The organism is Lentzea sp., from assembly GCF_036380075.1.
Classification (GTDB): Bacteria; Actinomycetota; Actinomycetes; order Mycobacteriales; family Pseudonocardiaceae; genus Lentzea.
The window spans coordinates 1-20,629 of the sequence record NZ_DASVFL010000323.1 but is presented as its reverse complement, the minus strand read 5'-3'; the positions used below and the strand labels follow the sequence as shown (position 1 = coordinate 20,629).

At 71.2% G+C, this 20,629-nt stretch carries 18 protein-coding genes and 2 pseudogenes; 11 read left to right on the top strand and 9 right to left on the bottom strand.

What is annotated here, in order from left to right; translation table 11 throughout:
• Positions 1 to 3: 3 nt before the first annotated feature.
• Genes VF330_RS33905 through VF330_RS33895 form a run of 3 tightly spaced genes read left to right on the top strand, consistent with a single transcriptional unit; the run spans position 4 to position 3,699 of the window.
• Positions 4 to 1,050 (top strand): family 2 encapsulin nanocompartment cargo protein polyprenyl transferase, encoded by a 1,047-nt coding sequence (locus tag VF330_RS33905; protein WP_330855799.1) that lies wholly within the window; start codon positions 4 to 6, stop codon positions 1,048 to 1,050.
• Between the two features lie 11 nt (positions 1,051 to 1,061).
• Positions 1,062 to 2,003 (top strand): 4-hydroxy-3-methylbut-2-enyl diphosphate reductase, encoded by a 942-nt coding sequence (locus tag VF330_RS33900; RefSeq protein WP_330855798.1) that lies wholly within the window; start codon positions 1,062 to 1,064, stop codon positions 2,001 to 2,003.
• On the top strand, positions 1,993 to 3,699 hold the full coding sequence (locus VF330_RS33895; protein ID WP_330855797.1) for a 1-deoxy-D-xylulose-5-phosphate synthase: 1,707 nt from the start codon (positions 1,993 to 1,995) through the stop codon (positions 3,697 to 3,699). Before VF330_RS33900 ends, VF330_RS33895 begins: the two co-directional genes overlap by 11 nt.
• A gap of 55 nt (positions 3,700 to 3,754) precedes the next feature.
• Here VF330_RS33895 and VF330_RS33890 read toward each other — a convergent pair whose 3' ends face one another.
• Complete coding sequence (locus VF330_RS33890) at positions 3,755 to 4,867, bottom strand: citrate synthase (RefSeq protein ID WP_330855796.1); 1,113 nt, start codon at positions 4,865 to 4,867, stop codon at positions 3,755 to 3,757.
• A 51-nt stretch (positions 4,868 to 4,918) separates the two neighbouring features.
• Here VF330_RS33890 and VF330_RS33885 point away from each other — a divergent pair, with 51 nt between their 5' ends.
• Positions 4,919 to 6,031: a citrate synthase/methylcitrate synthase gene (locus VF330_RS33885; protein WP_330855795.1), complete on the top strand. Its 1,113-nt coding sequence runs from the start codon at positions 4,919 to 4,921 to the stop codon at positions 6,029 to 6,031.
• Here the strand turns inward: VF330_RS33885 and VF330_RS33880 are convergent.
• Positions 6,024 to 6,173 carry a hypothetical protein gene (locus VF330_RS33880; protein ID WP_330855794.1) on the bottom strand — a complete coding sequence of 50 codons (150 nt, stop codon included), beginning with the start codon at positions 6,171 to 6,173 and terminating at the stop codon, positions 6,024 to 6,026. The genes VF330_RS33885 and VF330_RS33880 overlap by 8 nt on opposite strands.
• 71 nt (positions 6,174 to 6,244) lie before the next feature.
• On the opposite strand from VF330_RS33880, the gene VF330_RS33875 reads away from it, so the two are divergent.
• Positions 6,245 to 7,189: a helix-turn-helix domain-containing protein gene (locus VF330_RS33875; protein ID WP_330855793.1), complete on the top strand. Its 945-nt coding sequence runs from the start codon at positions 6,245 to 6,247 to the stop codon at positions 7,187 to 7,189.
• Between the two features lie 135 nt (positions 7,190 to 7,324).
• Here the strand turns inward: VF330_RS33875 and VF330_RS33870 are convergent.
• A pseudogene (locus tag VF330_RS33870) lies at positions 7,325 to 7,513 on the bottom strand (MarR family transcriptional regulator); the annotation flags it as partial.
• Between the two features lie 208 nt (positions 7,514 to 7,721).
• On the opposite strand from VF330_RS33870, the gene VF330_RS33865 reads away from it, so the two are divergent.
• Entirely contained in the window at positions 7,722 to 8,279 is a 558-nt protein-coding gene (locus VF330_RS33865; RefSeq protein WP_330855792.1) for a YceI family protein, read from the top strand.
• A gap of 151 nt (positions 8,280 to 8,430) precedes the next feature.
• Entirely contained in the window at positions 8,431 to 9,081 is a 651-nt protein-coding gene (locus tag VF330_RS33860) for a response regulator transcription factor (protein ID WP_330855791.1), read from the top strand.
• Here the strand turns inward: VF330_RS33860 and VF330_RS33855 are convergent.
• Positions 9,078 to 10,700, bottom strand: coding sequence for a GAF domain-containing sensor histidine kinase (locus VF330_RS33855; protein ID WP_414675519.1), 1,623 nt, complete (start codon positions 10,698 to 10,700; stop codon positions 9,078 to 9,080). The two genes, VF330_RS33860 and VF330_RS33855, sit on opposite strands and share 4 nt — an antisense overlap.
• Before the next feature lie 113 nt (positions 10,701 to 10,813).
• On the opposite strand from VF330_RS33855, the gene VF330_RS33850 reads away from it, so the two are divergent.
• Positions 10,814 to 11,458 carry a hypothetical protein gene (locus VF330_RS33850; protein ID WP_330855790.1) on the top strand — a complete coding sequence of 215 codons (645 nt, stop codon included), beginning with the start codon at positions 10,814 to 10,816 and terminating at the stop codon, positions 11,456 to 11,458.
• Between the two features lie 16 nt (positions 11,459 to 11,474).
• On the opposite strand, the gene VF330_RS33845 is transcribed toward VF330_RS33850, so the two are convergent.
• Positions 11,475 to 12,632: a hypothetical protein gene (locus VF330_RS33845; protein ID WP_330855789.1), complete on the bottom strand. Its 1,158-nt coding sequence runs from the start codon at positions 12,630 to 12,632 to the stop codon at positions 11,475 to 11,477.
• An 80-nt stretch (positions 12,633 to 12,712) separates the two neighbouring features.
• Positions 12,713 to 13,276: a CGNR zinc finger domain-containing protein gene (locus VF330_RS33840; RefSeq protein ID WP_330855788.1), complete on the bottom strand. Its 564-nt coding sequence runs from the start codon at positions 13,274 to 13,276 to the stop codon at positions 12,713 to 12,715.
• Between the two features lie 82 nt (positions 13,277 to 13,358).
• On the opposite strand from VF330_RS33840, the gene VF330_RS33835 reads away from it, so the two are divergent.
• Both VF330_RS33835 and VF330_RS33830 read left to right on the top strand, forming a co-directional pair.
• Complete coding sequence (locus tag VF330_RS33835; protein ID WP_330855786.1) at positions 13,359 to 13,793, top strand: nuclear transport factor 2 family protein; 435 nt, start codon at positions 13,359 to 13,361, stop codon at positions 13,791 to 13,793.
• On the top strand, positions 13,790 to 14,479 hold the full coding sequence (locus tag VF330_RS33830; protein ID WP_330855784.1) for an MOSC domain-containing protein: 690 nt from the start codon (positions 13,790 to 13,792) through the stop codon (positions 14,477 to 14,479). Before VF330_RS33835 ends, VF330_RS33830 begins: the two co-directional genes overlap by 4 nt.
• Positions 14,480 to 14,482: 3 nt before the next feature.
• Here the strand turns inward: VF330_RS33830 and icmF are convergent, their stop codons facing one another.
• Together icmF and VF330_RS33820 are read right to left on the bottom strand one after the other, a co-directional pair.
• Complete coding sequence (icmF, locus tag VF330_RS33825) at positions 14,483 to 17,695, bottom strand: fused isobutyryl-CoA mutase/GTPase IcmF (RefSeq protein WP_330855783.1); 3,213 nt, start codon at positions 17,693 to 17,695, stop codon at positions 14,483 to 14,485.
• A 151-nt stretch (positions 17,696 to 17,846) separates the two neighbouring features.
• Entirely contained in the window at positions 17,847 to 19,106 is a 1,260-nt protein-coding gene (locus tag VF330_RS33820; protein WP_330855782.1) for a helix-turn-helix transcriptional regulator, read from the bottom strand.
• A 141-nt stretch (positions 19,107 to 19,247) separates the two neighbouring features.
• On the opposite strand from VF330_RS33820, the gene VF330_RS33815 reads away from it, so the two are divergent.
• Positions 19,248 to 20,153 carry an NADP-dependent oxidoreductase gene (locus VF330_RS33815; protein ID WP_330855781.1) on the top strand — a complete coding sequence of 302 codons (906 nt, stop codon included), beginning with the start codon at positions 19,248 to 19,250 and terminating at the stop codon, positions 20,151 to 20,153.
• Between the two features lie 6 nt (positions 20,154 to 20,159).
• Here VF330_RS33815 and VF330_RS33810 read toward each other — a convergent pair.
• Positions 20,160 to 20,629 (bottom strand): annotated as a pseudogene (locus tag VF330_RS33810) (hypothetical protein); the annotation flags it as partial.

The window sequence follows — 20,629 nt, the reverse complement described above, 5'->3', positions numbered from 1 at the left end:
GCCATGACAGCCGAACTGACAGAACCGCTCGCCGCCGGTCGCCCGGCCGGTGACGTGCTCGCGTGGAGCCGCGGCCTCGTGCTGCCGGCTCTGCGCAGGGCCGTCGACCAGCTGCCGCCGTCGATGCGCACGGTCGCGGAGTACCACCACGGGTGGCGTGACGAGTACGGCAACCCGGTGCTGGAGAACGGCGGCAAGGCGATCCGCCCCGCGCTGGTGCTGCTGGCGGCCGAGGCCGTCGGCGGCACCGCCTCGGACGCGGTGCCGGCGGCGGTCGCGGTGGAGCTGATCCACAACTTCTCGCTGCTCCACGACGACGTCATGGACCGCGACACGACCCGGCGGCACCGCGCCACGGCGTGGACGGTGTTCGGCGTCAGCGCGGCGATACTGGCGGGCGACGCGTTGCAGGCGTTGGCCGTCGACGTCCTCGCGGCGTCGGGACATCCGCGCGCGTTGGAGGCCATCAGGACGTTGGGCGACGCCGTGGTGGCGTTGCTCGACGGGCAGGCCTACGACCTCGACTTCGAGTCGCGGTCCGACGTCGTGGTGCCCGAGGTCGAGCTGATGGCGCGCGGCAAGACCGGCGCCCTGCTGGGTGCGTCCACGGCGCTGGGCGCGTTGTACGGCAACGGTTCGGACCTCCAGATCGAGGCGATGCGCGGGTACGGTGCGGAGCTCGGCCTGGCGTTCCAGCACGTGGACGACCTGCTCGGCATCTGGGGCGACCCCGCGGTGACGGGCAAGGCGGCGCACTCGGACCTGGTGAACCGCAAGAAGTCCCTGCCGGTCGTGCGCGCGCTGAACGCCGGTGTGCCCGCGTCCGCCGAGCTGGCCGCGTTGTACTCCGGCTCGCAGGAGATGGACGCGGAAGCGCTTGCGCGGGCGGCGTTCCTCGTCGACGCGGCCGGTGGCCGGGCGTGGAGCCAGACGCAGGCCGACGAGCTGCACACGCAGGCGCTGGTGCACCTCGGCGAGGCCTCACCGACCGCCCGCGCGGCGGTCGAGCTCGGCACGCTCGCCCAGCTGGTCACCCACAGAGACCACTGAAAGGTCACTCGATGACGGATCACCCGCCGCGTTCGGTCCTGCTCGCCTCACCCCGGTCGTTCTGCGCCGGCGTGGAGCGCGCGATCGAGATCGTGGAACGACTGCTCGACCAGCGCGGCGGCCCCGTCTACGTGCGCAAGCAGATCGTGCACAACGTCCACGTCGTGCGGTCGCTGGAAGCCCGCGGCGCCGTGTTCGTGGAAGAGCTCTCCGAAGTCCCCGTCGGTGCCACGGCGGTGTTCTCGGCGCACGGCGTCTCTCCGGCCGTGCGCCGAGAGGCCCGGGAGCGGTCATTGGACGTGCTGGACGCGACCTGTCCCCTCGTGACGAAGGTGCACGCCGAGGCCCGGCGCTTCGCCGAGCGCGGCGACACGATCGTGCTGATCGGTCATGCCGGGCACGAGGAGGTCGAGGGGACGCTGGGAGAAGCACCCGAGCGGATGGTGCTCGTCGAGACCGTCGACGACGTGCTGGCGTTGGAGATCAGCGGCCCGGTGTCGTACCTGACGCAGACGACGCTGGCCGTGGACGAGACGGCCGAGGTGGTCGAGGCGCTGCGGCGGAAGTTCCCGCAGCTGCGCGGGCCGGGTTCGGACGACATCTGCTACGCCACCACCAACCGGCAGGTCGCGATCCGCGAGGTGGCCGAGCAGTCGGACCTGGTCCTGGTCGTGGGCTCGCGCAACTCGTCCAACTCGGTGCGCATGGTCGAGCTGGCCGCCCGCGGCGGGACGCCCGCGTACCTCATCGACGACGCGTCCGAGATCGATCCCGCGTGGCTGGACGGGGTGTCGTCGGTGGGGTTGTCGGCCGGTGCCTCCGCCCCGCCGGAGCTGGTGGACGAGGTGGTCAGCGCGTTGGAGGCGCTGGGGTCGGTCTCGGTGTCGACGCACACGACCGCGACGGAGACGATCGCGTTCACGTTGCCGCTGGCGGTGCGCCGTGCTGGCTGACATCACCTCACCGGCGGACGTCCGCGCGCTCTCGTCGTCCGAGCTGTGCTCGCTGGCCGGGGAGATCCGGTCGTTCCTGATCTCCAAGGTGCACCGGACCGGTGGCCACCTCGGCCCGAACCTCGGCGCCGTCGAGCTGACCATCGCGGTGCACCGGGTGTTCTCCTCCCCCGTCGACGTGGTGCTGTTCGACACCGGCCACCAGTCGTACGTGCACAAGATGCTGACCGGCCGGTGCACGGACTTCGACTCGCTGCGCCAGGCGGGCGGCCTGTCCGGCTACCCGTCCGCCGCCGAGTCGGCGCACGACGTCATCGAGAACTCGCACGCCTCCACCGCGCTGTCCTATGCGGACGGCCTGGCCAAGGCGTTCGAGCTCGGCGGCGCCGACCGGCGCGTGGTGGCCATCGTCGGCGACGGCGCGCTGACCGGCGGCATGTGCTGGGAGGCGCTGAACAACATCGGCGGCTCCTCCCGGCCGGTCGTGGTGCTGCTCAACGACAACGGCCGCTCCTACGACCCGACCGCGGGCGGGTTCGCCGCGTCGTTGCTGAACGGTTCGGCCCGCGGCCTGTTCGAGGCGCTGGGGCTCGCCTACATCGGCGAGGTCGACGGCCACGACGTGCACGCCGTCGAGAACGCGTTGTGGGAGGCCAAGTCCCTCGGGCGCCCGGTCGTCGTGCACTGCAAGACCGTGAAGGGCAAGGGGTACGCCGCCGCGGAGTCCGACGAGGCCGACCGCATGCACGCGGTGGGCGCCTCCGGGGCGTCCGGCGGGAGGACCTGGACCGACGCGTTCTCCGACGAGATCGTGCGGCTGGGTGCCGAACGCCCCGACGTCGTCTGCCTGACCGCGGCGATGCTGGAACCGGTGGGGCTGCGGCCGTTCGCGCAGCGCTTCCCGTCGCGCACCTTCGACGTCGGGATCGCCGAGCAGCACGCCGTGACGTCGGCCGCGGGCATGGCGATGGGCGGCCTGCACCCGGTGGTCGCCGTGTACGCGACGTTCCTGTCGCGCGCGTTCGACCAGCTGCTGATGGACGTGGCGCTGCACCGCCTGCCGGTGACGTTCGTGCTGGACCGCGCCGGCGTGACCGGCCCCGACGGCGCGTCGCACCACGGCATGTGGGACGCGTCCGTGCTGCCCGTGGTGCCCGGCCTGCGCCTGGCGGCCCCGCGCGACCCGGCGTCGCTGGGCGAGCTGCTGCGCGAGGCCGTCGAGGTGTCGGACGGCCCGACGGTCGTGCGGTACCCGAAGGCCGCCGTGGGGCCCGACATCCCGGCACTGCGGCGCGTGAACCACTTCGACGTGCTGCGCGAGGTCCCGGACGCCGAGGTGCTGCTGGTCGCCGTCGGTCCGTTGGCCGCGCCGTGCCTGGCCGCCGCCGAGGAACTGGCCGGGCACGACGTCCGCGTCACCGTCGTCGACCCGCGCTGGACCGCGCCGCTGGACCCGCACCTGGTCAAGTACAGCGGCCAGCACCGCCTGGTCCTGGCCGTGGAGGACACGACGTCGACCGGCGCGCTGGGCGCCCGCCTGGGCCAGGCCCTGGCCGGTTCCCCGGCGTGCGTCGCGACCTTCGCCCTGCCGCCCCGTTTCCTGCCGCACGACTCCCGCAACCGCATCATGCGGGCGCACGGCCTGGACGCGGCCGGCATCACGACGAGCGTGCTGAAGCGCCTCGGCGTGAAGTGACGAAAGGGCCGCGGGACCGGGAGCCGGGTCCTGGCGGAGGTGTTGCCGTCGCGGGTTACGGCCTGTCGCCGGTGTAGACGCCCATCGTGCGGAACCTGAGCCCCGGCTCCTTGTACTCCTCCATCGCGTGCGCGATCCACCCCACGATCCGCGCGATCGCGAAGATGGCCTCGCCCGCGTCGGGGCGCATCTCGTACATCAGGCCGAACTGGGCGAGGGCCAGGTCGATGTTCGGGAACGTCTTCTTCTGGGTGTCGATCACCTTGTCCGCCACCAGGTCGCCCTCGCCGCGCAGCAGCGCCAGCAGGTGGTCGGCCCTCGGGTCGCGGGCCTGGTAGACGCGGTGGCCGAAGCCCGGGATCGGGACGCCGGAGCGGAGGTGCTCGGCCACCGCGCCCATCGGGTCGGACTCGGCCTGCGCCAGGAAGCGGTGGGCGATGGTGGCGGCGGTGCCGTGCTTCTGGCCCTCCATGGCGCCCAGGCCCGCGGACACGACGGCGTACGGGTGGGCGTGGGCCGAGGCGGCAACCCGGGCCGCCATCGTGGAGATGGCCAGGTCGTGGTCGGCGAGGAGGATCAGGACCGCGTTCATGAGGTCCGGCCTCGGTTCGCGCGGGGACAGGCGGGCCCACAGGCGGTCGGCGATGTCCGTGCCGTGCGGGCGGCCGACCAGGGGCAGCGACTCGACGACGTCGGCGATCAGGGCCTTGGCCGTGGTGACGCCGCGGTCGAGGTCGAAGCGCAGCGGGTCGCCGGCTCCGGCGAGGGCCACGGCCACGCGCACCCGGTCGGTGAGGGTGGCGCTGTCGGGCAGGGCCATCCAGATCTCCTGGCCCTCCGGGAACTGCAGGCCCGTGGACTCGATCCCGGTCCACAGCCAGTGGGCGACGTCCTCGAAGCGCCGGGTGCTCGCGAGCTCGGGCACGGACCGGCCCCGGTAGAACAGGCAGTCGTTCTCCAGCAGGGAGATCCTGGTGCGGATGCGATCCGTCACAGCGGCCACTGCTCCGCGGGCACCGGTGCGCTGTGCCAGCGCCTCGACCTCGGCGACGCCGAACATGCTGGAGCGGTTGACCTTCGTGCTGGTCAGGAGGCCGCGGCTGACGTACGAGTACACCGTCGCCGGTTTCACTCCGAGGCGGCGGGCAGCTTGATTCGTCGTCAACATTGATTCCATCAACGTTGACTGTACAAGACGTGTTGACGGACCCTCTTGTCCATGTTGATTGATGCACCCAAAGGGCTTAAGGACGTAGTCGTGACGACCACCCGGATCGGGGACGTCAACGGCGCCGCGGGCTACTACCACTACCGCGAGCACGACGCGGTCGAGCTGGCCAGGACGCGGTCGTTCGAGGACGTGTGGTTCCTCTTCGTCGAGGGCCGGCTGCCGAGTCCGGACGAGGCCGCGGAGTTCGCCGGGCGGACGGCCGCGTTGCGCGAGCTGCCGGCGTCGATCAAGGAGGTGCTGCCCGCGATCGCGCGGTCCGGGTGCACCGCCCTGGCCGGGCTGCGGACCGCGTTGTCGATGCTGCCGTCGCAGCCGATGTGGGACGCGCCGATGAGCACGCGCAAGGAGGACGCGCTCAGGGTCAGCGCGATGACGCCGACGATCCTGGCGGCACTGCACCGGATCAAGTCCGGACTTGATCCCGTCGACCCCAGGGTTGATTTGTCGACCTCGGCGAACTGGCTGTCCATGTTGACCGGACAGGAGCCGTCGACGTGGACGAGTCGTGCGGTCGAGCAGTACTTGATCGCGACGATCGACCACGGGTTCAACGCGTCGACGTTCACAGCACGAGTGGTCGCGAGCGCCGGGGCGGACGTCGTGTCGGCCGTGACGGCGGCGATCGGGACCTTCTCCGGACCGCTGCACGGCGGAGCGCCGGACCGGGCGCTGGAGGCGCTCGACCTCATCGGGTCGCCGGACAACGTCGACGCCTGGGTAAGGCAGCGCATCGAGCAGGGCGACCGGATCATGGGTTTCGGCCACGCCGTCTACAAGACGGAGGACCCGCGGGCGCGCCTGCTCAAGCAGATCGCGCAGGAACGGCCCACCGAGCTGACGGAGTTCGCCGTCACGGTCGAGCAGCGGGTGACGGAGCTGCTGGCCGAGCTCAAGCCCGGCCGGCAGCTGTACGCGAACGTGGAGTTCTACGCCGGCGTGGTGATGGAGCAGTGCGGCATCCCGCGCGAGATGTTCACGCCGACGTTCGCGTGCAGCCGGGTGATCGGGTGGTGTGCCAACGCGCTCGAGCAGTCCGAGGACACGAAGATCATCCGCCCGGTCGCCCGCTACACGGGACCGGAACCGCACATCGTCAGGTGAGGTACCGCAGGTCGTTGCCCACGCGGACGCGGTCGCGGTCGATGACGTCGGAGGAGCCCACCAGGCCGGCGTTGCGGTCGCGGTGCCGGTCGAGCCAGACGGAGAGGCCTGCCACTGTGAGGACGATCGCTGCAAGAGTCATGTCAGTAAGTTTGCGGTCATCAACATCCCGCCAACAGTGGCAGATCTGACGGTGCGCGCTAATATCCTGCCATGCTGCGATCGGTGGCGGTTCCCCTCATCGACGGCGTCGCGCCGTTCGAGTTCGGCCTGCTCTGCGAGGTGTTCGGCGTCGACCGGACCGAGGAGGGCGTGCCGCTCGTCGACTTCCGCGTGTGCGGCGATCTCCCGAACGAGCCGGTGGTGACGAGCGTCCGCGGCGTGAGCATCACGCCGGAGCACGGGTTCGACGCGCTGCAGAGCGTCGACCTCGTCGCGCTCCCGGCCGCCCGCGTCCGCGACGAGTACCCGGAGAAGCTCGTCAAGGCGCTCCAGGAGACCGGTGCGACGCTGCTCAGCGTCTGCAGCGGGGCGTTCATCCTCGGCGCGGCCGGACTGCTCGACGACCGGCACTGCACCACGCACTGGCGTGAGGCGCCGCAGTTCAGGGAGCGCTTCCCGAAGGCGCGGCTCGACCCGGACGTGCTGTTCGTGGACGACGGCGACATCATCACGAGCGCCGGCACGGCCGCGGGCATCGACGCGTGCCTGCACCTGGTCCGGCGGGAGCTCGGCACCAAGATCGCCAACACCATCGCGCGCCGGATGGTCGTGGCACCGCAGCGCGACGGCGGTCAGCGGCAGTTCGTGGAGCTCCCCATCCCCGAGTGCAGCTCCGACAGCCTCGAACCGGTGCTGGAGAGGGTGCTCGACACGATCGCGGACAACCACACGGTGGCGTCCATGGCGAAGCTCGCCGTCATGTCCGAGCGGACGTTCGCACGCCGGTTCGCCGCGGAGACCGGCACCACCCCGAACAAGTGGCTGTCACTCCAACGGGTGCTCCACGCGCGCAGGCTGCTGGAGGAGTCGGACCTGGACGTCGACGCCGTCGCCGTCCGGTCGGGCTTCGGGACAGCCGCTCTCCTGCGGCACCACTTCCACCGCGTCGTCGGCATCGCACCCAGCGACTACCGCCGCGCATTCGCCGGTCGTTAAGCGCGTGAAGATCTTCTCGGAGATCTCCCGCAGCGCCTCGACCTCGACGTCGGTGAGCTGGTCGAACACCAGCTTGTGCACCGTCTCGGCGTGCGCGGGCGCGGCCGCCTCGATCGCGGACCGGCCCAGGTCCGTCAGCACGACGAACGACCCGCGCCCGTCGCTGCCGCAGCTCTCCCTGCGCACCAGGCCGCGCTTCTCCATTCGCGCGACGTGGTGTGAGATGCGACTCTTCTCCCAGTTCAACGACCGCGCGAGCGCCAGCACCCGCACGCGTTCGTCACGCGTGTCGGTGAGCTGCACCAGCACGGCGAAGTCGGCCATCGAGATCTCCGAGTCGACCGACATCTGCCTGCTCAGGTGCGCGTTCAGCTCCCCCTGCATGCGGACGTAGGCACGCCACGCACGCTGCTGCTCAGGTTCCAACCATCGTGTCACCGGTTCAGCATACGGGAATAGTTGACACATCATCCACGTTCCGGCAGGGTGAGTGACACTTCAACCAAATCGCGCAACCGAAGGACTGAACGCCATGACCACGGCCACCAACCTCACCGAACTGACCGGCGACTACGTCATCGACGGATCGCACTCCCGCATCGGCTTCGTCGCCCGCCACGCGATGGTCACGAAGGTCCGTGGTGCGTTCAACGAGTTCGACGGCAAGATCACCATCGACGGCGACAAGCCGGAGAACACGACCGCCGAGGTCACGGTGAAGGCCGCGAGCATCGACACCCGCAACGCCCAGCGCGACGGTCACCTGACCACCAACGAGTTCCTCGACGTCGAGACCTACCCGGAGATCAAGTTCGTCTCGACCTCCGCCAAGCAGATCGACGACGACAACTTCGAGATCACCGGCGACCTCACCATCAAGGACGTCACCAAGAGCGTCACCATCCCCTTCGCCTTCGAGGGCGTGGCCGTCGACCCGTTCGGCAACACCCGCGTGGGCTTCGAGGGCTCGCACACCATCAACCGCAAGGACTACGGCGTCAGCTGGAACGCGGCCCTCGAGGCCGGCGGCGTCCTGGTGAGCGAGAAGGTCGTCCTCGAGTTCGAGATCTCGGCGATCAAGCAGGCCTGATCCAGGCGGCAGCACCACCGCGGAAGTCCGGGCGCTCCAGCAGTGGCCCGGACTTTCCCGTTCACGTGGCTCACAACGACGCCCGATCGGCCTAGCGCGGCGCGTGCCGTTGGTCCCCTCGGGGCCGGTGCCTTGGGCTACCGTGACCTCCATGGCGACGCGCGTGTTCCTCGTCGACGACCACGAGATCGTCCGCCGCGGCATCGCGGACCTGCTCGGCGAGGAGTCCGATCTCGAGGTGGTCGGCGACGCCGCATCGGTCACGGAGGCCCTGGCGAAGGTGCCGGGCGCCCAGGCCGACGTGGCGGTGCTCGACATCAGGCTGCCCGACGGCAACGGCATCGAGCTGTGCCGCGAGCTGCGCAGCCGCCTGCCCGGCCTCCAGTGCCTGATGCTGACGAGCTTCGCCGACGACGAGGCGTTGTTCGACGCGATCATGGCGGGCGCGTCCGGGTTCGTGCTCAAGCAGATCCTCGGCGCCGACCTGGTCAACGCCGTGCGCACCGTCGCGGCGGGACAGTCCCTGTTGGACGCTCGCACGACGTCCGCGCTGCTCAACAGGATCCGCCGGGAACGCGAGGAGGGCGACCCGCTGCGCATGCTCAGCGAGCAGGAGCGCACGGTGCTCGACCTCATCGGCGAGGGCCTGACGAACCGGCAGATCGCCGAGCGCATGTTCCTCGCGGAGAAGACGGTCAAGAACTACGTCTCGCACCTGCTGGCGAAGCTCGGCATGCAGCGCCGCACGCAGGCGGCCGTGTTCGCGTCGCAGTTCCGCAAGGACGGCGAGAAGCCCCGCTAGAGCGGGACCCGCCACACCAGGCACGCGCCGCCGTCCTCGCCCGCCCTCACCGTGAACGTGCCACCGAACTTCTCCGCACGGTGGGCGAGGTTGCGCAGGCCGCTGCGCGAGGCGTCACCGGGAACACCGATCCCGTTGTCCTGCACGGTGATCACGATGTCCTCGCCGGCGTCGACCAGCACCAGCAGTTCGGTCGCCTGGGCGTGCCGCACGGTGTTCGTGACGGCTTCGCGCACGACGGCCTCGACGTGTTCGGCGAGCTCCGGTGGCACCGAGTTGTCGACCGTGCCGGACATGCGGATGGCCGGCTTCAGGTGCGTCGGCTCGGTCAGGCCCGCCACCAGGTCGAGCAGGCGGCGGCGCAGCGACGTGTTGTCCGTCGAGTGCAGGTCGAAGATCGACGTGCGGATCTCGCGGACCGTCTCGTCGAGCTGCTCGACGGCGGCCTGCAGGCGCGCGGCCACCTCGGGGTCGGCGACGCGGCGCATGGTCGCCTGCAACGTCAGGCCGGTGACGAACAGCCGCTGGATGACGTGGTCGTGCAGGTCGCGGGCGATGCGGTCGCGGTCCTCCAGCACGTCCAGCAGGCGCTGCGAGCGTTGCTGCTCGGCGAACTCCAGCGCGACCGCCGCCTGGTCGGCGAACGACGCCAGCACCGGCACCTGGTCGGGCAGGAACCTCGTCCCGCCCGCCTTGCGCAGCACCACCAGGACGCCCGTGACGACCGGCCCCGACCGCAGCGGCACGGCCAGCGCGGGACCGAACTCCGACCGCAGGTCGTCCACCAGCAGCGGCACCCCGGAGCGCACCACCTCGTCGAGGGCGTAGTCGCGCGCGGCGAAGTCGTCGATCTTCACGCCCGCGTTCGCCGCCACGGCCAACGGCGTGTTCCCGCCGTCGCCGAGCGCCACGAGCGCGCAGTCGGCGCCGGCCAGCTCCAGCGTCCGCTGGGTGATCAGGCGCAGCGCGTACTCGCCGGACGCGCCGCCGAGCAGCTCGGAGTTGACCTCGCCGATCGCCTCCAGCCACCGCTCGCGCAGCCGGGAGCGCTCGAACAGCCGGGCGTTCTCGATCGCGATGCCGGCGGCCGCCGCGAGCGCCTGGAGCACGGCCTCGTCGTCGGCGGTGAACTCGGCGGCGTCGATCTTCTCGGTCATGTAGAGGTTGCCGAAGACCTCGTCGCGCACGCGCACGGGCACGCCCAGGAAGCTGTGCATCGGCGGGTGGTTGGGCGGGAAGCCGACCGACATCTCGTGCCGGGCGAGGTCGCTCAGCCGCAACGGCGTCGGGTCCTTGATGAGCAGCCCGAGCAGTCCCTTGCCCTCGGGCAGGTGGCCCATCTTCGCGCGCGTCACCTGGTCGACGCCGACGTGGAGGAACCCGGCGAGGTCGTCGCGCGTGCCGAGGACGCCCAGCGCGCCGTACCGCGCGCCCACGAGGTCGACCGCCGCCTGCACGATGCGCTGCAGCGTCGGCTCCAGCTCCAGCCCGGACGCGACGGCGAGGACGGCGCCGAGCAGCTCCTGCATGTGGTCGCGGGTGGTGACGATCTCGTCCATGCGGTCGCGGACCTCGTCGAGCAGCTCTTCGAGGTCGCGGCGACCGGGCACGTCAGGCACGACGACTAGATTCGCACACTTTCCCGCATCCCACGGCCTCCCGATCGCACGGCCCTGCGAAGAGGGGACCTTCGACCGTGGCCGGATGGTCTGGACCCCCGCACAGTGTCACCATGACGATCGCCGTGCCCGACTCGCTGGGACTCGCGGGCGAGGACGTGCGCAGCGTCCTGGCGCTCGCGCGAGCCGCCGCTCCCGGGGTCCGGTTCGAGGTGCGTCCCGAGCAGATCGAGCTGCACACCACCCCGCCGCACAGCAGGGAGGCGCGGATCGCCTGCGGGGTCGCGCTGCTGAACGTCCGGCTGGCGTTGCAGGGGCACGGCATCCGTCCACTCGTGACGCTGCTGCCCGGCCGGAGCGCCGCCGACGCCGCCGCGGCCGTGCGGCTCGGTGGTTACCAGGAACCGGAGCCGGACGTGCTGGCGCTGCTGCACGCCTTGCGCACGAACCGTCGCACGTGGACGACGTTCCCCGAACCGGCCTCGTGGCGCGGGCTGCTGTCGCGGGCGGCCGAGGTCGAACGGGCGTGGGTGCACGTCACGGACCACTCCGAGCTCGTGCTGTGCACGTTCAACCAGGGCGCCGCGGCGGAGATCCGGGCAGGGCAGGCCATGCAACGCGTCGTCCTCACGGCCGGCACGGTCGGAATCCTGGTCGCGCCCGCGCTCGACCCCGTGAGCCTGTCGGCGTTGCGCTCGGACCTGCGCCCCTACCTCGGCAACACTCTGGTACCGCAGATGGTGCTGCGGCTCGGCTGACCTCCTTTGTGGAGTTTCAGCGCGACACCACCGCCTTCCACAGCAGCCTCGCGAGCTCCGGGTGGCAGATGTCGTTGTGCGCGCCCGCGATGCCGTCGATGCGGCGGATCACCGACGTGCAGTCGACGTTGTGCACCTGTCCCCTGGTCAGCTCGCCGGGCGAGTCGATCTTGTGGCCGTGGGCGTAGGTGCCCTGCACGCCGTGCGAGCCGAGACCGCCGTACGTCGGGTAGGAGTCGAGGTCGACCTGGCGGCCCGACCGCGCGGCCAGCGGGTAGAACCTGCCGATGGCGTAGTCGTTCGACGACGTGGTCACGATGATCGGGCCCGGCACGCGGCCGAGCACGCCGCGGAAGTAGCCGGCCCCCGCCTCGCCGGGCAGGTGCTCGGCGAACGACCACAGCGACATCGCTCCCTGCACGAGGGTCAGCGTCGCGGCCGGCACGACGTTGGCCATCGCGGTCGCGGTGATGCAGCCGAAGCTGTGGCCCATCAGGTGGACGCGGGCGTCCGGAGCGGCCTGGGCCACCTCGCGGGCGAGGCGGGCGGCACCGCTCTCGCCGAACACCCTCGCGCGCCGTTTCATCTTCCAGAACGTCAGGATCCTCAGCGGCGACAGCACTCCGCCCAGCGCCGGGTCCTCCAGGCAGGCCCGGTAGAGCTGCGCGGCGTCGAACGCCGACCCGTCCTCGCCCGGCAGGTCCGGCACCGAGCTCTCCAGGTAGTCGTAGGCCTGCCGGACCGCCGGGGACATCCGGCACGGGTGGTCCCGTGCCGCCTCGACGATCGTGCGCACGGCGGCGGTGCGCGCGGCACCACCGCCGAGCCTGTTCGCCTGCGCCCTGATGAACTCGTCGGACCGGACGTCCTCGTCGCCCCAGGCCTTCGACGGCCAGTGCAGGCCGACGAGCAACGCCTTGAAGCCGCCGGGAAGCCGGTGCGCCGCCTCACGTTCGGCGCGGCAGCCGGCCATCGTCGCGACCCACTGCCCGTACTGCTGACGGGCGGCCGGCACGTCGCCGTTCCACCCGTGGATGAAGAAGAACACGTCGGTCACGCCGCGACGGGCGTCGTACACGACGTCCGCGCTCTCGCGTCCCCGTTCGTTTCCGGTCTCGTCGAAGCAGACGAGGTGATAGCTGATGTCGTGGCCTGGCACGGGTTCTCGGGACATCGCGGATCACCACCACACGAAAAATGCGCCTCAGTAACCGGGTTATCGGAACGGCGGCGGCTCATGTGTAGGCCCGACGATCAGGAAAACCCGTTCGGACCAGGCGATTCACCCCGGTTGCGCCGGTAGTGGCGTGCGGCGCGGACCCTGTTGCCGCACGACGGCGAGCACCATTCCCGGCGCGGGTGGTCCTTCACGAAGTACAGCACGCAGCCCGGCGCGTAGCAGGCGCGCAACAGAACCCGGTTCTCGCCGGTGAACAGCGCGACGGCCTCCGCGGCGATCGACGCGCGCTCCCCCTCCGCGAGCGATCCCCCGCTTTCGTTGTGCCGCACCAGTTCTCCGCCACGGACGGCCAGCTGCGGCCACAGCGGCGCGCTCTTCGCCGCACGGTTGACCTCGGCCACCGCGCGGTCCAGGTCGCGATCCCGCGCGACCGCACGCGTGTCCTCGGTGAGCACGCCCGCGAGGTCGCGCAACGCCTGCCGCAGCGCGCGGAACGCCGCCAGGTCGGCCTCGTCCGCCGGCACGCCCAGGAAGTCGCGGAGCCCACCGACGGTGGTCAGGTCGTCGTGCACCTGCGACCGGTTGGCCCAGACGGTGTTCATCAGCAGGACCGGGCGGGGTTCGTCGGGCGTCAGCACGCCTAACGGTAACACGAGCTTGCATCCGTTAGACACACGTTCTAACGTTTACAGCGTCACCCAACCGTTGGAGGGACCCGTCGTGAAGCTCGTGCCCCCGTTCGACGCCGAGACCGCCCGGCTGAAGGTCCAGGCCGCCCAGGACGCCTGGAACACCCGCGACCCGCAGCGCGTCGCCGGGGCCTACACACCCGACTCGGTGTGGCGCAACAGGTCCCAGTTCGTCCGCGGCACGGACGAGATCGTCGCGTTCCTGACCCGCAAGTGGGAGCGCGAGCACGAGTACGTGCTGCGCAAGTCGCTGTGGGCGTTCAGCGGCAACCGCATCGCCGTGCGCTTCCAGTACGAGTGGCACGACGACGAGGGCCAGTGGTGGCGCAGCTACGGCAACGAGAACTGGGAGTTCGCGGAGTCCGGCCTGATGTCCCGGCGCGAGGCGAGCATCGACGACGTGCGGATCGCCGAGTCCGATCGCCGCGTCGACCCGGCGTCGACCGACGAGATCCCGGCGGAGTGACGGCCGTGCACGTCGAGGCGTTGTGGCGCTACCCGGTGAAGTCACTGGGCGGTGAGCCGTTGACCGAAGCCGTGTTCACGAGTGACGGCGTCGAGGGCGACCGGCTCGTGCACGTGCAGGGCCCGCGGGGCGTTCTGACCGGACGCACCCGCTACGGGCTGCTCACGATCCCCGCGACCACCGGCCCCGACGGGCCCCTCGTCGACGGGCACCCCTGGGACAGCTGGCAGGCGCACGAGAAGGTGCTGCCGTTCGGCGGCAGGCTGACCCGCTACTCCGGGCCGGAGCGGTTCGACGTGCTCAACGTCCTGGTGGCGACGGACGGGCAGGTCGCGGCCGCCGGGGTCGACGTGCGGCGGTTGCGGCCCAACATCCTGATCGGCGGCGTCGAGGCCGGCGCCGAGGACTCGTGGCCCGGACACGCGCTCGTCGTCGGCGACGTGGTGATCGGGATGTTCCAGAAACGCGCGCGGTGCGTCGTGACGACGATCGACCCCGACACGGGCGAGCAGGACCTGGACGTGCACCGGCGGATCCGGCGCGAGTTCGGTGGCGTGCTCTGCCTGGACAGCTGGGTGATCCGGCCGGGAGTCGTCCGCGAGGGCGACCCGGTCGAGGTGGTGCCGACCGGCGAGCTGCCCGGCCACGTGGGCGGGTGGATCGTCGGCCGGCCCTACGCCGTCTGAGGCTCAGATGTTGCGGCGGTACTGCCCGCCCACCTCGAAGAACGCCTCGGTGATCTGCCCGAGCGTGCACACCCGCGCCGCGTCCATCAGCACGGCGAACACGTTCTCGTTCGTCTGCGCGACCTCGCGCAGCCGGGCCAGCGCCTTCTGGGCCTCGTCGCGGTGCGCGGCCTGGAAGGCGCGGGTCCGCGAGACCTGCGACTCCTTCTCCTCCTCGGTGGCGCGGGCGAGCTCGATCTTCACGACCTCGTGCGTGCCGTCCTCCGGCAGGAAAGTGTTGACGCCGACCAGCGGCAGCGAGCCGTCGTGCTTGCGCTGTTCGTAGAGCATCGACTCGTCCTGGATGCGGCCGCGCTGGTAGCCCGTCTCCATCGCGCCGAGCACGCCGCCGCGTTCGGAGATGCGGTCGAACTCCGTCAGCACGGCCTCCTCGACCAGGTCGGTCAGCTCGTCGATCACGAACGAGCCCTGCAACGGGTTCTCGTTCGCGGACAGGCCCCACTCCTTGTTGATGATCATCTGGATGGCCATCGCGCGGCGGACGGACGACTCCGTGGGAGTGGTGATCGCCTCGTCGTAGGCGTTGGTGTGCAACGAGTTGCAGTTGTCGTACAGCGCGCACAACGCCTGCAGCGTCGTGCGGATGTCGTTGAAGTCCATCTCCTGCGCGTGCAGCGAACGGCCGGACGTCTGCACGTGGTACTTGAACTTCTGCGAACGCTCCGAGGCGCCGTAGCGGTCGCGCATGGCCACGGCCCAGATCCGCCGGGCGACGCGGCCGATGACGCTGTACTCGGCGTCCATGCCGTTGGAGAAGAAGAACGACAGGTTCGGCGCGAAGTCGTCGATGTCCATGCCGCGCGCCAGGTACGACTCGACGTAGGTGAAGCCGTTGGCGAGCGTGAAGGCGAGCTGGCTGATGGGGTTCGCCCCGGCCTCGGCGATGTGGTAGCCCGAGATCGACACCGAGTAGAAGTTGCGCACCTGCTGCTGGATGAACCACTCCTGGATGTCCGCCATCATGCGCAGCGAGAACTCCGTGGAGAAGATGCAGGTGTTCTGGCCCTGGTCCTCCTTGAGGATGTCGGCCTGCACGGTGCCGCGGACGTTGGCCAGCGCGAACGCCCGCAGCTTCGCGTACTCCTCCTCCGACGGCTCACGACCCTCGTCGGCGCGGAACTTGCCGACCTGCTGGTCGATCACGGTGTTCAGGAAGTACGCGAGGATCGTGGGCGCCGGGCCGTTGATCGTCATCGACACCGACGTGGTCGGCGCGACCAGGTCGAAGCCGTCGTACAGGGCCTTCATGTCGTCGAGCGACGCGATCGAGACGCCGGAGGTGCCGATCTTGCCGTAGACGTCCGGCGGGGTGTCGGGGTCGCGGCCGTAGAGCGTCACCGAGTCGAACGCCGTCGACAGGCGCGTGGCCGGGTTGCCCTTCGACAGGTACTTGAAGCGGCGGTTGGTTCGGAACGCGTCGCCCTCGCCCGCGAACATGCGCGCCGGGTCCTCGCCCTCGCGCTTGAACGGGAAGACGCCCGCCGTGTACGGGAAGAAGCCCGGCAGGTTCTCCTTGCGCAGGAACCGCAGCAGCGAGCCCTCGTCGTCGTACCGGGGCAGACTGACGCGCCGGACCTCGTTGCCGGACAACGTCTCCCGCGTCAGCCGGGTGCGGATCTCCTTGTCCCGCACCTTGAACACGAGCTCGTCGCCGGAGTACTGCTCGACGGTCGCGGGCCACGCCCGGAGCAGGTCGGTGGTGTCGCGGTCGAGCTTGCGCTCGGCGCCGGAAGCCAGCTCCGCGATGTCGGCGACGCCCTTGCCCGCGGCCTCCAGCGCCTTCTGCGCGGCGGTGAGCTGGGTGTGCGTGCGGACCGCGGCGACCTGCTCCTCGGTCCTGCGGTGGTAGCCGCGCACGGTGTCGGAGATGTCGGACAGGTACCGCGCGCGGGAGGCGGGCACGACCGTGGACGCCGACGTCGAGGTCTTGCCGGAGACGGCGGCGAGCGCGCCCTCCTCCACCGGGAGCCCGTGGTCTGCGAGGCCGTCGCGGAGGAACTGGTAGAGCGCGGTGACGCCGTCATCGTTGAACGTCGCGGCGGACGTGCCGAAGACCGGCATGTCCTCCCACTTCGCGCCGAACGCCTCGCGGTTGCGGACCATCTGGCGGGCCACGTCCCGGCGCGCGTCCTCGGCGCCGCGGCGCTCGAACTTGTTGATCGCGACGGCGTCGGCGTAGTCGAGCATGTCGATCTTCTCGAGCTGCGACGCGGCACCGAACTCCGGCGTCATCACGTACAGCGAGAAGTCGACGAACGGCACGATCGCCGCGTCGCCCTGGCCGATGCCGGGCGTCTCGACGATGACCAGGTCGGCACCGGACGCCTTGCACGCCACGATGGCCTGCTCCAGGCCGTCCGGGATCTCGCTGCCCGCACGGCGCGTGGCCAGCGAACGGAAGAACACGCGGTCGCCGTCGAGGCAGTTCATCCGGATGCGGTCACCGAGGAGCGCGCCACCACCACGGCGGCGCGTCGGGTCGACGGCGAGCACCGCGATGCGCAGCTTGTCCTGCTGGTCGAGCCGGAACCGGCGCACGAGCTCGTCGGTCAGCGACGACTTGCCGGAGCCACCGGTGCCCGTGATGCCCAGGACCGGCACCTTGCGGGTGGTCGTCACCGGCTCGGCGGTACCGGCCTCGATGTGCGTGATCGCGCGCGCCAGGGCCTCGTCGGCTCCCGTCAGCAGCGCGTCGTGGCTGAACGGCTCGGTGAGCGCGTGGTCGCACTCCTCGACCATCAGGTTGATCATGCGCGCCAGGCCGAGCGACTGCCCGTCCTGCGGCGAGAAGATCCGCGCGACGCCGCGCGAGTGCAGCAGCTCGATCTCCTCGGGGACGATGACGCCGCCACCGCCGCCGTAGACGCGGATGTGCCCGGCGCCGCGCTCGTTCAGCAGCTCGACCAGGTACGAGAAGTACTCGACGTGCCCGCCCTGGTACGCGCTGATGGCGATGCCCTGCGCGTCCTCCTGGATCGCGGCGTTCACGACCTCCGCCACCGACCGGTTGTGACCGAGGTGGATGACCTCCGCACCCTGCGCCTGCAGGATGCGCCGCATGATGTTGATGGCCGCGTCGTGGCCGTCGAAGAGGCTGGACGCGGTCACGAAGCGCACCGGGTTCGCCGGCTTGTGCAGAGGGGACGACGTCGTCATGAGAATAGTTTGACTTCCTACTATTGGACGTGCAACCGAGCGTGGTCCAGGTCTCTGGATCGAGCAGGAAGAAGGCCCTGCGCCGAGGCTCGGGCACACGGGTGGAGTCCCGGTGGACAGCGGGCCGACCCCTCACGCGGCCCGCGCCCGGTCACCTCGCGGCCGCCGCGCCCCACTCGTGCGCCAGCGCGGCCGCCTCACCGCGCGACCCGACGCCGAGCTTCTCCAGGATCTTCGCCACGTGGAACTTCACCGTGGACTCGCTGATGTGCAGCTCGCCCGCGATGTCGCGGTTGCGGCGGCCGCGGGCGAGCTGTCCCAGGACCTCCAGCTCACGGGCGCCGAGGACGGTCAGCGGGTCCTCGCGCGGGTTCTCCGGCGGGCCGAGCGGCACCTCGATCGTCACGGTCGTGCCCCAGCCCGGCACGGCGTCGACCTCCGACCTGCCGCCGAGCGGGCCCAGGCGTTCGGCGGCGTGGCGGCGGTCGAGACTGCCGCAGGTCAGGGTGCCGGGGCCGTCGTCGCGCACGGTCGCCCTGAGCGCGGTGCCGACGACCTTCCAGGCGACGTGGACGCGGCTGACGTCGCGCTGGTCGTCCAGCATCGCGTGCACGGCGGACCTGATCACCGCACTGGCCGTCGTGGCGACCTCGGCGGGGATGCGCCGGTCAGCACCCTCCTCCGCGCCGGGCGTGCCCAGGTCGAGCCGCACGCCGCGGCCGCGCAACACCCGGCGCAGCGACTCGGCGAGACGGCCGAAGGCGTCCCCGGCGCGTTCCTCGGTCAGCGCCCGCTCGATGTCGGCCCGGGACCGCAGGTCGACCAGCGCGGTGACGGCCAGGTCGACGGCGCGCGACCGTGCCGACGCGTCGTCGACGGCGCGGTCGCGCAGCACGGTGAGCAACGCCGTCAGCGCGGTCCCGTACGCGTCGCCCAGGTCGGACAGCGTCATGGCTCGCGCCGCGGCGGCCGCCCGCGACACCGCGAGCGTGGCGGGGATCGCCTCGTTGCGCAGGCCTTCCGCGTGCGCGGTCACGAGGTCCCACAGGGAGTGCGCCGGGGCCAGGACCTCCTCGGGCAGCACCACGTCCTCGGTCCGGACGAGCACGAGCAGCGAGCTCTGCTCGGGGACGTCGCTCACCAGCACCACCAGCGGGAGCTCCGCACCGGCCACGACCGCGCGCCCCTGCCAGGCGCCGCACGCCGGCACCAGCGACCTCAACGCGGCGACGTCGGCGATGCCGATCTGCACGCCGGGCACCTGACCGCGGACCTTGAACGGCGCGAACGTGCAGTTGGACAGCTCCGCGACGGCCCGGTGGGGAATGGTCTCGCCCAGCGCGGCGGAGAGCCGCTGCAACGTCTCGCCCAGGGGCGCCTGGATCACCTCGACGGCCGTCCGCAGGTCCATGATCCGAGCGTAGCGCCGCCCGGCGGAGTGACCGCCTGGTCTTCCGGCCAGCCCGGACTAGCCGAAGTACTGGCTCCGGCACGACGGCTCGACCGCCAGGGTTGACGTGTCACCCAGAGCGACGAGCACGGGAGCACGAAGATGAAGGCGATCACCTACACCGAGTTCGGCGGTCCCGAGGTCCTGCGCCTCGAGGACGTCGAGGCGCCGCACGCCGGACCGGGTCAGGTGCGGCTCAAGGTCGTGGCGGCCGGGGTCAACCCGATCGACTACAAGATCCGCAACGGGTGGATGCCGCACATGTCCGCGCCGTTCCCGGTGGTGCCGGGCATCGAGGTGGCCGGTGTCGTCGACGAGGTCGGCGACGGCGTGACGGGCGTCGCGGTGGGCGACGAGGTCCTGGGCTGGGCCACCACCGGTTCCTACGCCGAGCACGCGCTGGCCGCCGACTTCGGTCCCAAGCCGGCGGACCTCGACTGGGACGTCGCCGCCGCGCTGCCCGTCGCCGTCGAGACCTCGGTCCGCGTGCTCGACGCGCTCGGCGTCGGGGAGGGCGACACGCTGCTGCTGCACGGTGCGGCCGGAGTGGTCGGCGCGGTCGGCGTCCAGCTCGCGGTCGCACGCGGTGCCACGGTCATCGGCACCGCCTCCCCCGGCAACCACGACTACCTGCGGTCGCTGGGCGCGGCCCCGGTCGCCTACGGGGACGGGCTCGCCGACCGGGTCCGCGCGATCGCGCCGCAGGGCGTCGACGCCGTGTACGACGCCGCCGGGCAGGACGTGGACGTGCTGATCGGGCTGAGGGGGAGCACCGACCGGATCGTCACGATCGTCTCCGCCCAGGCCGCCTCCGAACTGGGCATCACGTTCTCCGGTGGTGGCGGTGGCGCCCCGTTCGGTTCCCGGCTCGGCGAGTACGCCCGTCTCGCCGCCGACGGCGGGCTGACGGTGCGCGTCGCGCAGACGTTCCCCCTGGCGGACGCCGCCAAGGCGCAGGAGGTCAGCGCGGACGGCCACGCCGCCGGCAAGCTCGTCCTGCGGCCGTAGCCGGGGTCAGCCGCCGGTCGGCTGGACAGGCACGACGGGGATGCACCGGGCGGTCGTGAGGGCCGTCGCGAGCACGGACAGGTCGGTCGCCTCCCCCACGCCGGCCTGCCGCAGGTGGCCGAGGGCTCGGGCGTGCAGCAGCTCCGCCTGCTGCACGCACCACCTCCGCCCCGCCTCGACGTCGGTCCCGCCGACCGCCGCCACCACGACCGGAAGCCCGCTCGCCGGTTCGTCGTGCGGCGCCAGCGCGTCGTCCACGTGCTTGCGCGCCAGGCCGATGTCGTCGCCGAACTCCCGCAGGAGCTCCACCCGGCTCCTGGTCGCCCCCGCGGCCAGCGCGCCGAGCTCGCACGCCGCCGCCGTCAGCGCGCTGTGCTTCGCGGCGGCCACGCCCAGGTGCCCGGCCAGGTCGGCGTCGTCCCCGTCCGCCATCGCGATCTCCTGGACATAACCGTCCACAACGGACATCAGGGCGA

Bases quoted from the DNA above. Each gene is read 5' to 3' on its own strand.
- VF330_RS33905 (WP_330855799.1), top strand. From the start codon at position 4: ATGACAGCCGAACTGACAGAACCGCTCGCCGCCGGTCGCCCGGCCGGT.
- VF330_RS33900 (WP_330855798.1), top strand. From the start codon at position 1,062: ATGACGGATCACCCGCCGCGTTCGGTCCTGCTCGCCTCACCCCGGTCG.
- VF330_RS33890 (WP_330855796.1), bottom strand. From the start codon at position 4,867: ATGTTGACGACGAATCAAGCTGCCCGCCGCCTCGGAGTGAAACCGGCG.
- VF330_RS33885 (WP_330855795.1), top strand. From the start codon at position 4,919: ATGTTGATTGATGCACCCAAAGGGCTTAAGGACGTAGTCGTGACGACC.
- VF330_RS33880 (WP_330855794.1), bottom strand. From the start codon at position 6,173: ATGACTCTTGCAGCGATCGTCCTCACAGTGGCAGGCCTCTCCGTCTGG.
- VF330_RS33875 (WP_330855793.1), top strand. From the start codon at position 6,245: ATGCTGCGATCGGTGGCGGTTCCCCTCATCGACGGCGTCGCGCCGTTC.
- VF330_RS33865 (WP_330855792.1), top strand. From the start codon at position 7,722: ATGACCACGGCCACCAACCTCACCGAACTGACCGGCGACTACGTCATC.
- VF330_RS33860 (WP_330855791.1), top strand. From the start codon at position 8,431: ATGGCGACGCGCGTGTTCCTCGTCGACGACCACGAGATCGTCCGCCGC.
- VF330_RS33850 (WP_330855790.1), top strand. From the start codon at position 10,814: ATGACGATCGCCGTGCCCGACTCGCTGGGACTCGCGGGCGAGGACGTG.
- VF330_RS33845 (WP_330855789.1), bottom strand. From the start codon at position 12,632: ATGTCCCGAGAACCCGTGCCAGGCCACGACATCAGCTATCACCTCGTC.
- icmF (WP_330855783.1), bottom strand. From the start codon at position 17,695: ATGACGACGTCGTCCCCTCTGCACAAGCCGGCGAACCCGGTGCGCTTC.
- VF330_RS33820 (WP_330855782.1), bottom strand. From the start codon at position 19,106: ATGGACCTGCGGACGGCCGTCGAGGTGATCCAGGCGCCCCTGGGCGAG.
- VF330_RS33815 (WP_330855781.1), top strand. From the start codon at position 19,248: ATGAAGGCGATCACCTACACCGAGTTCGGCGGTCCCGAGGTCCTGCGC.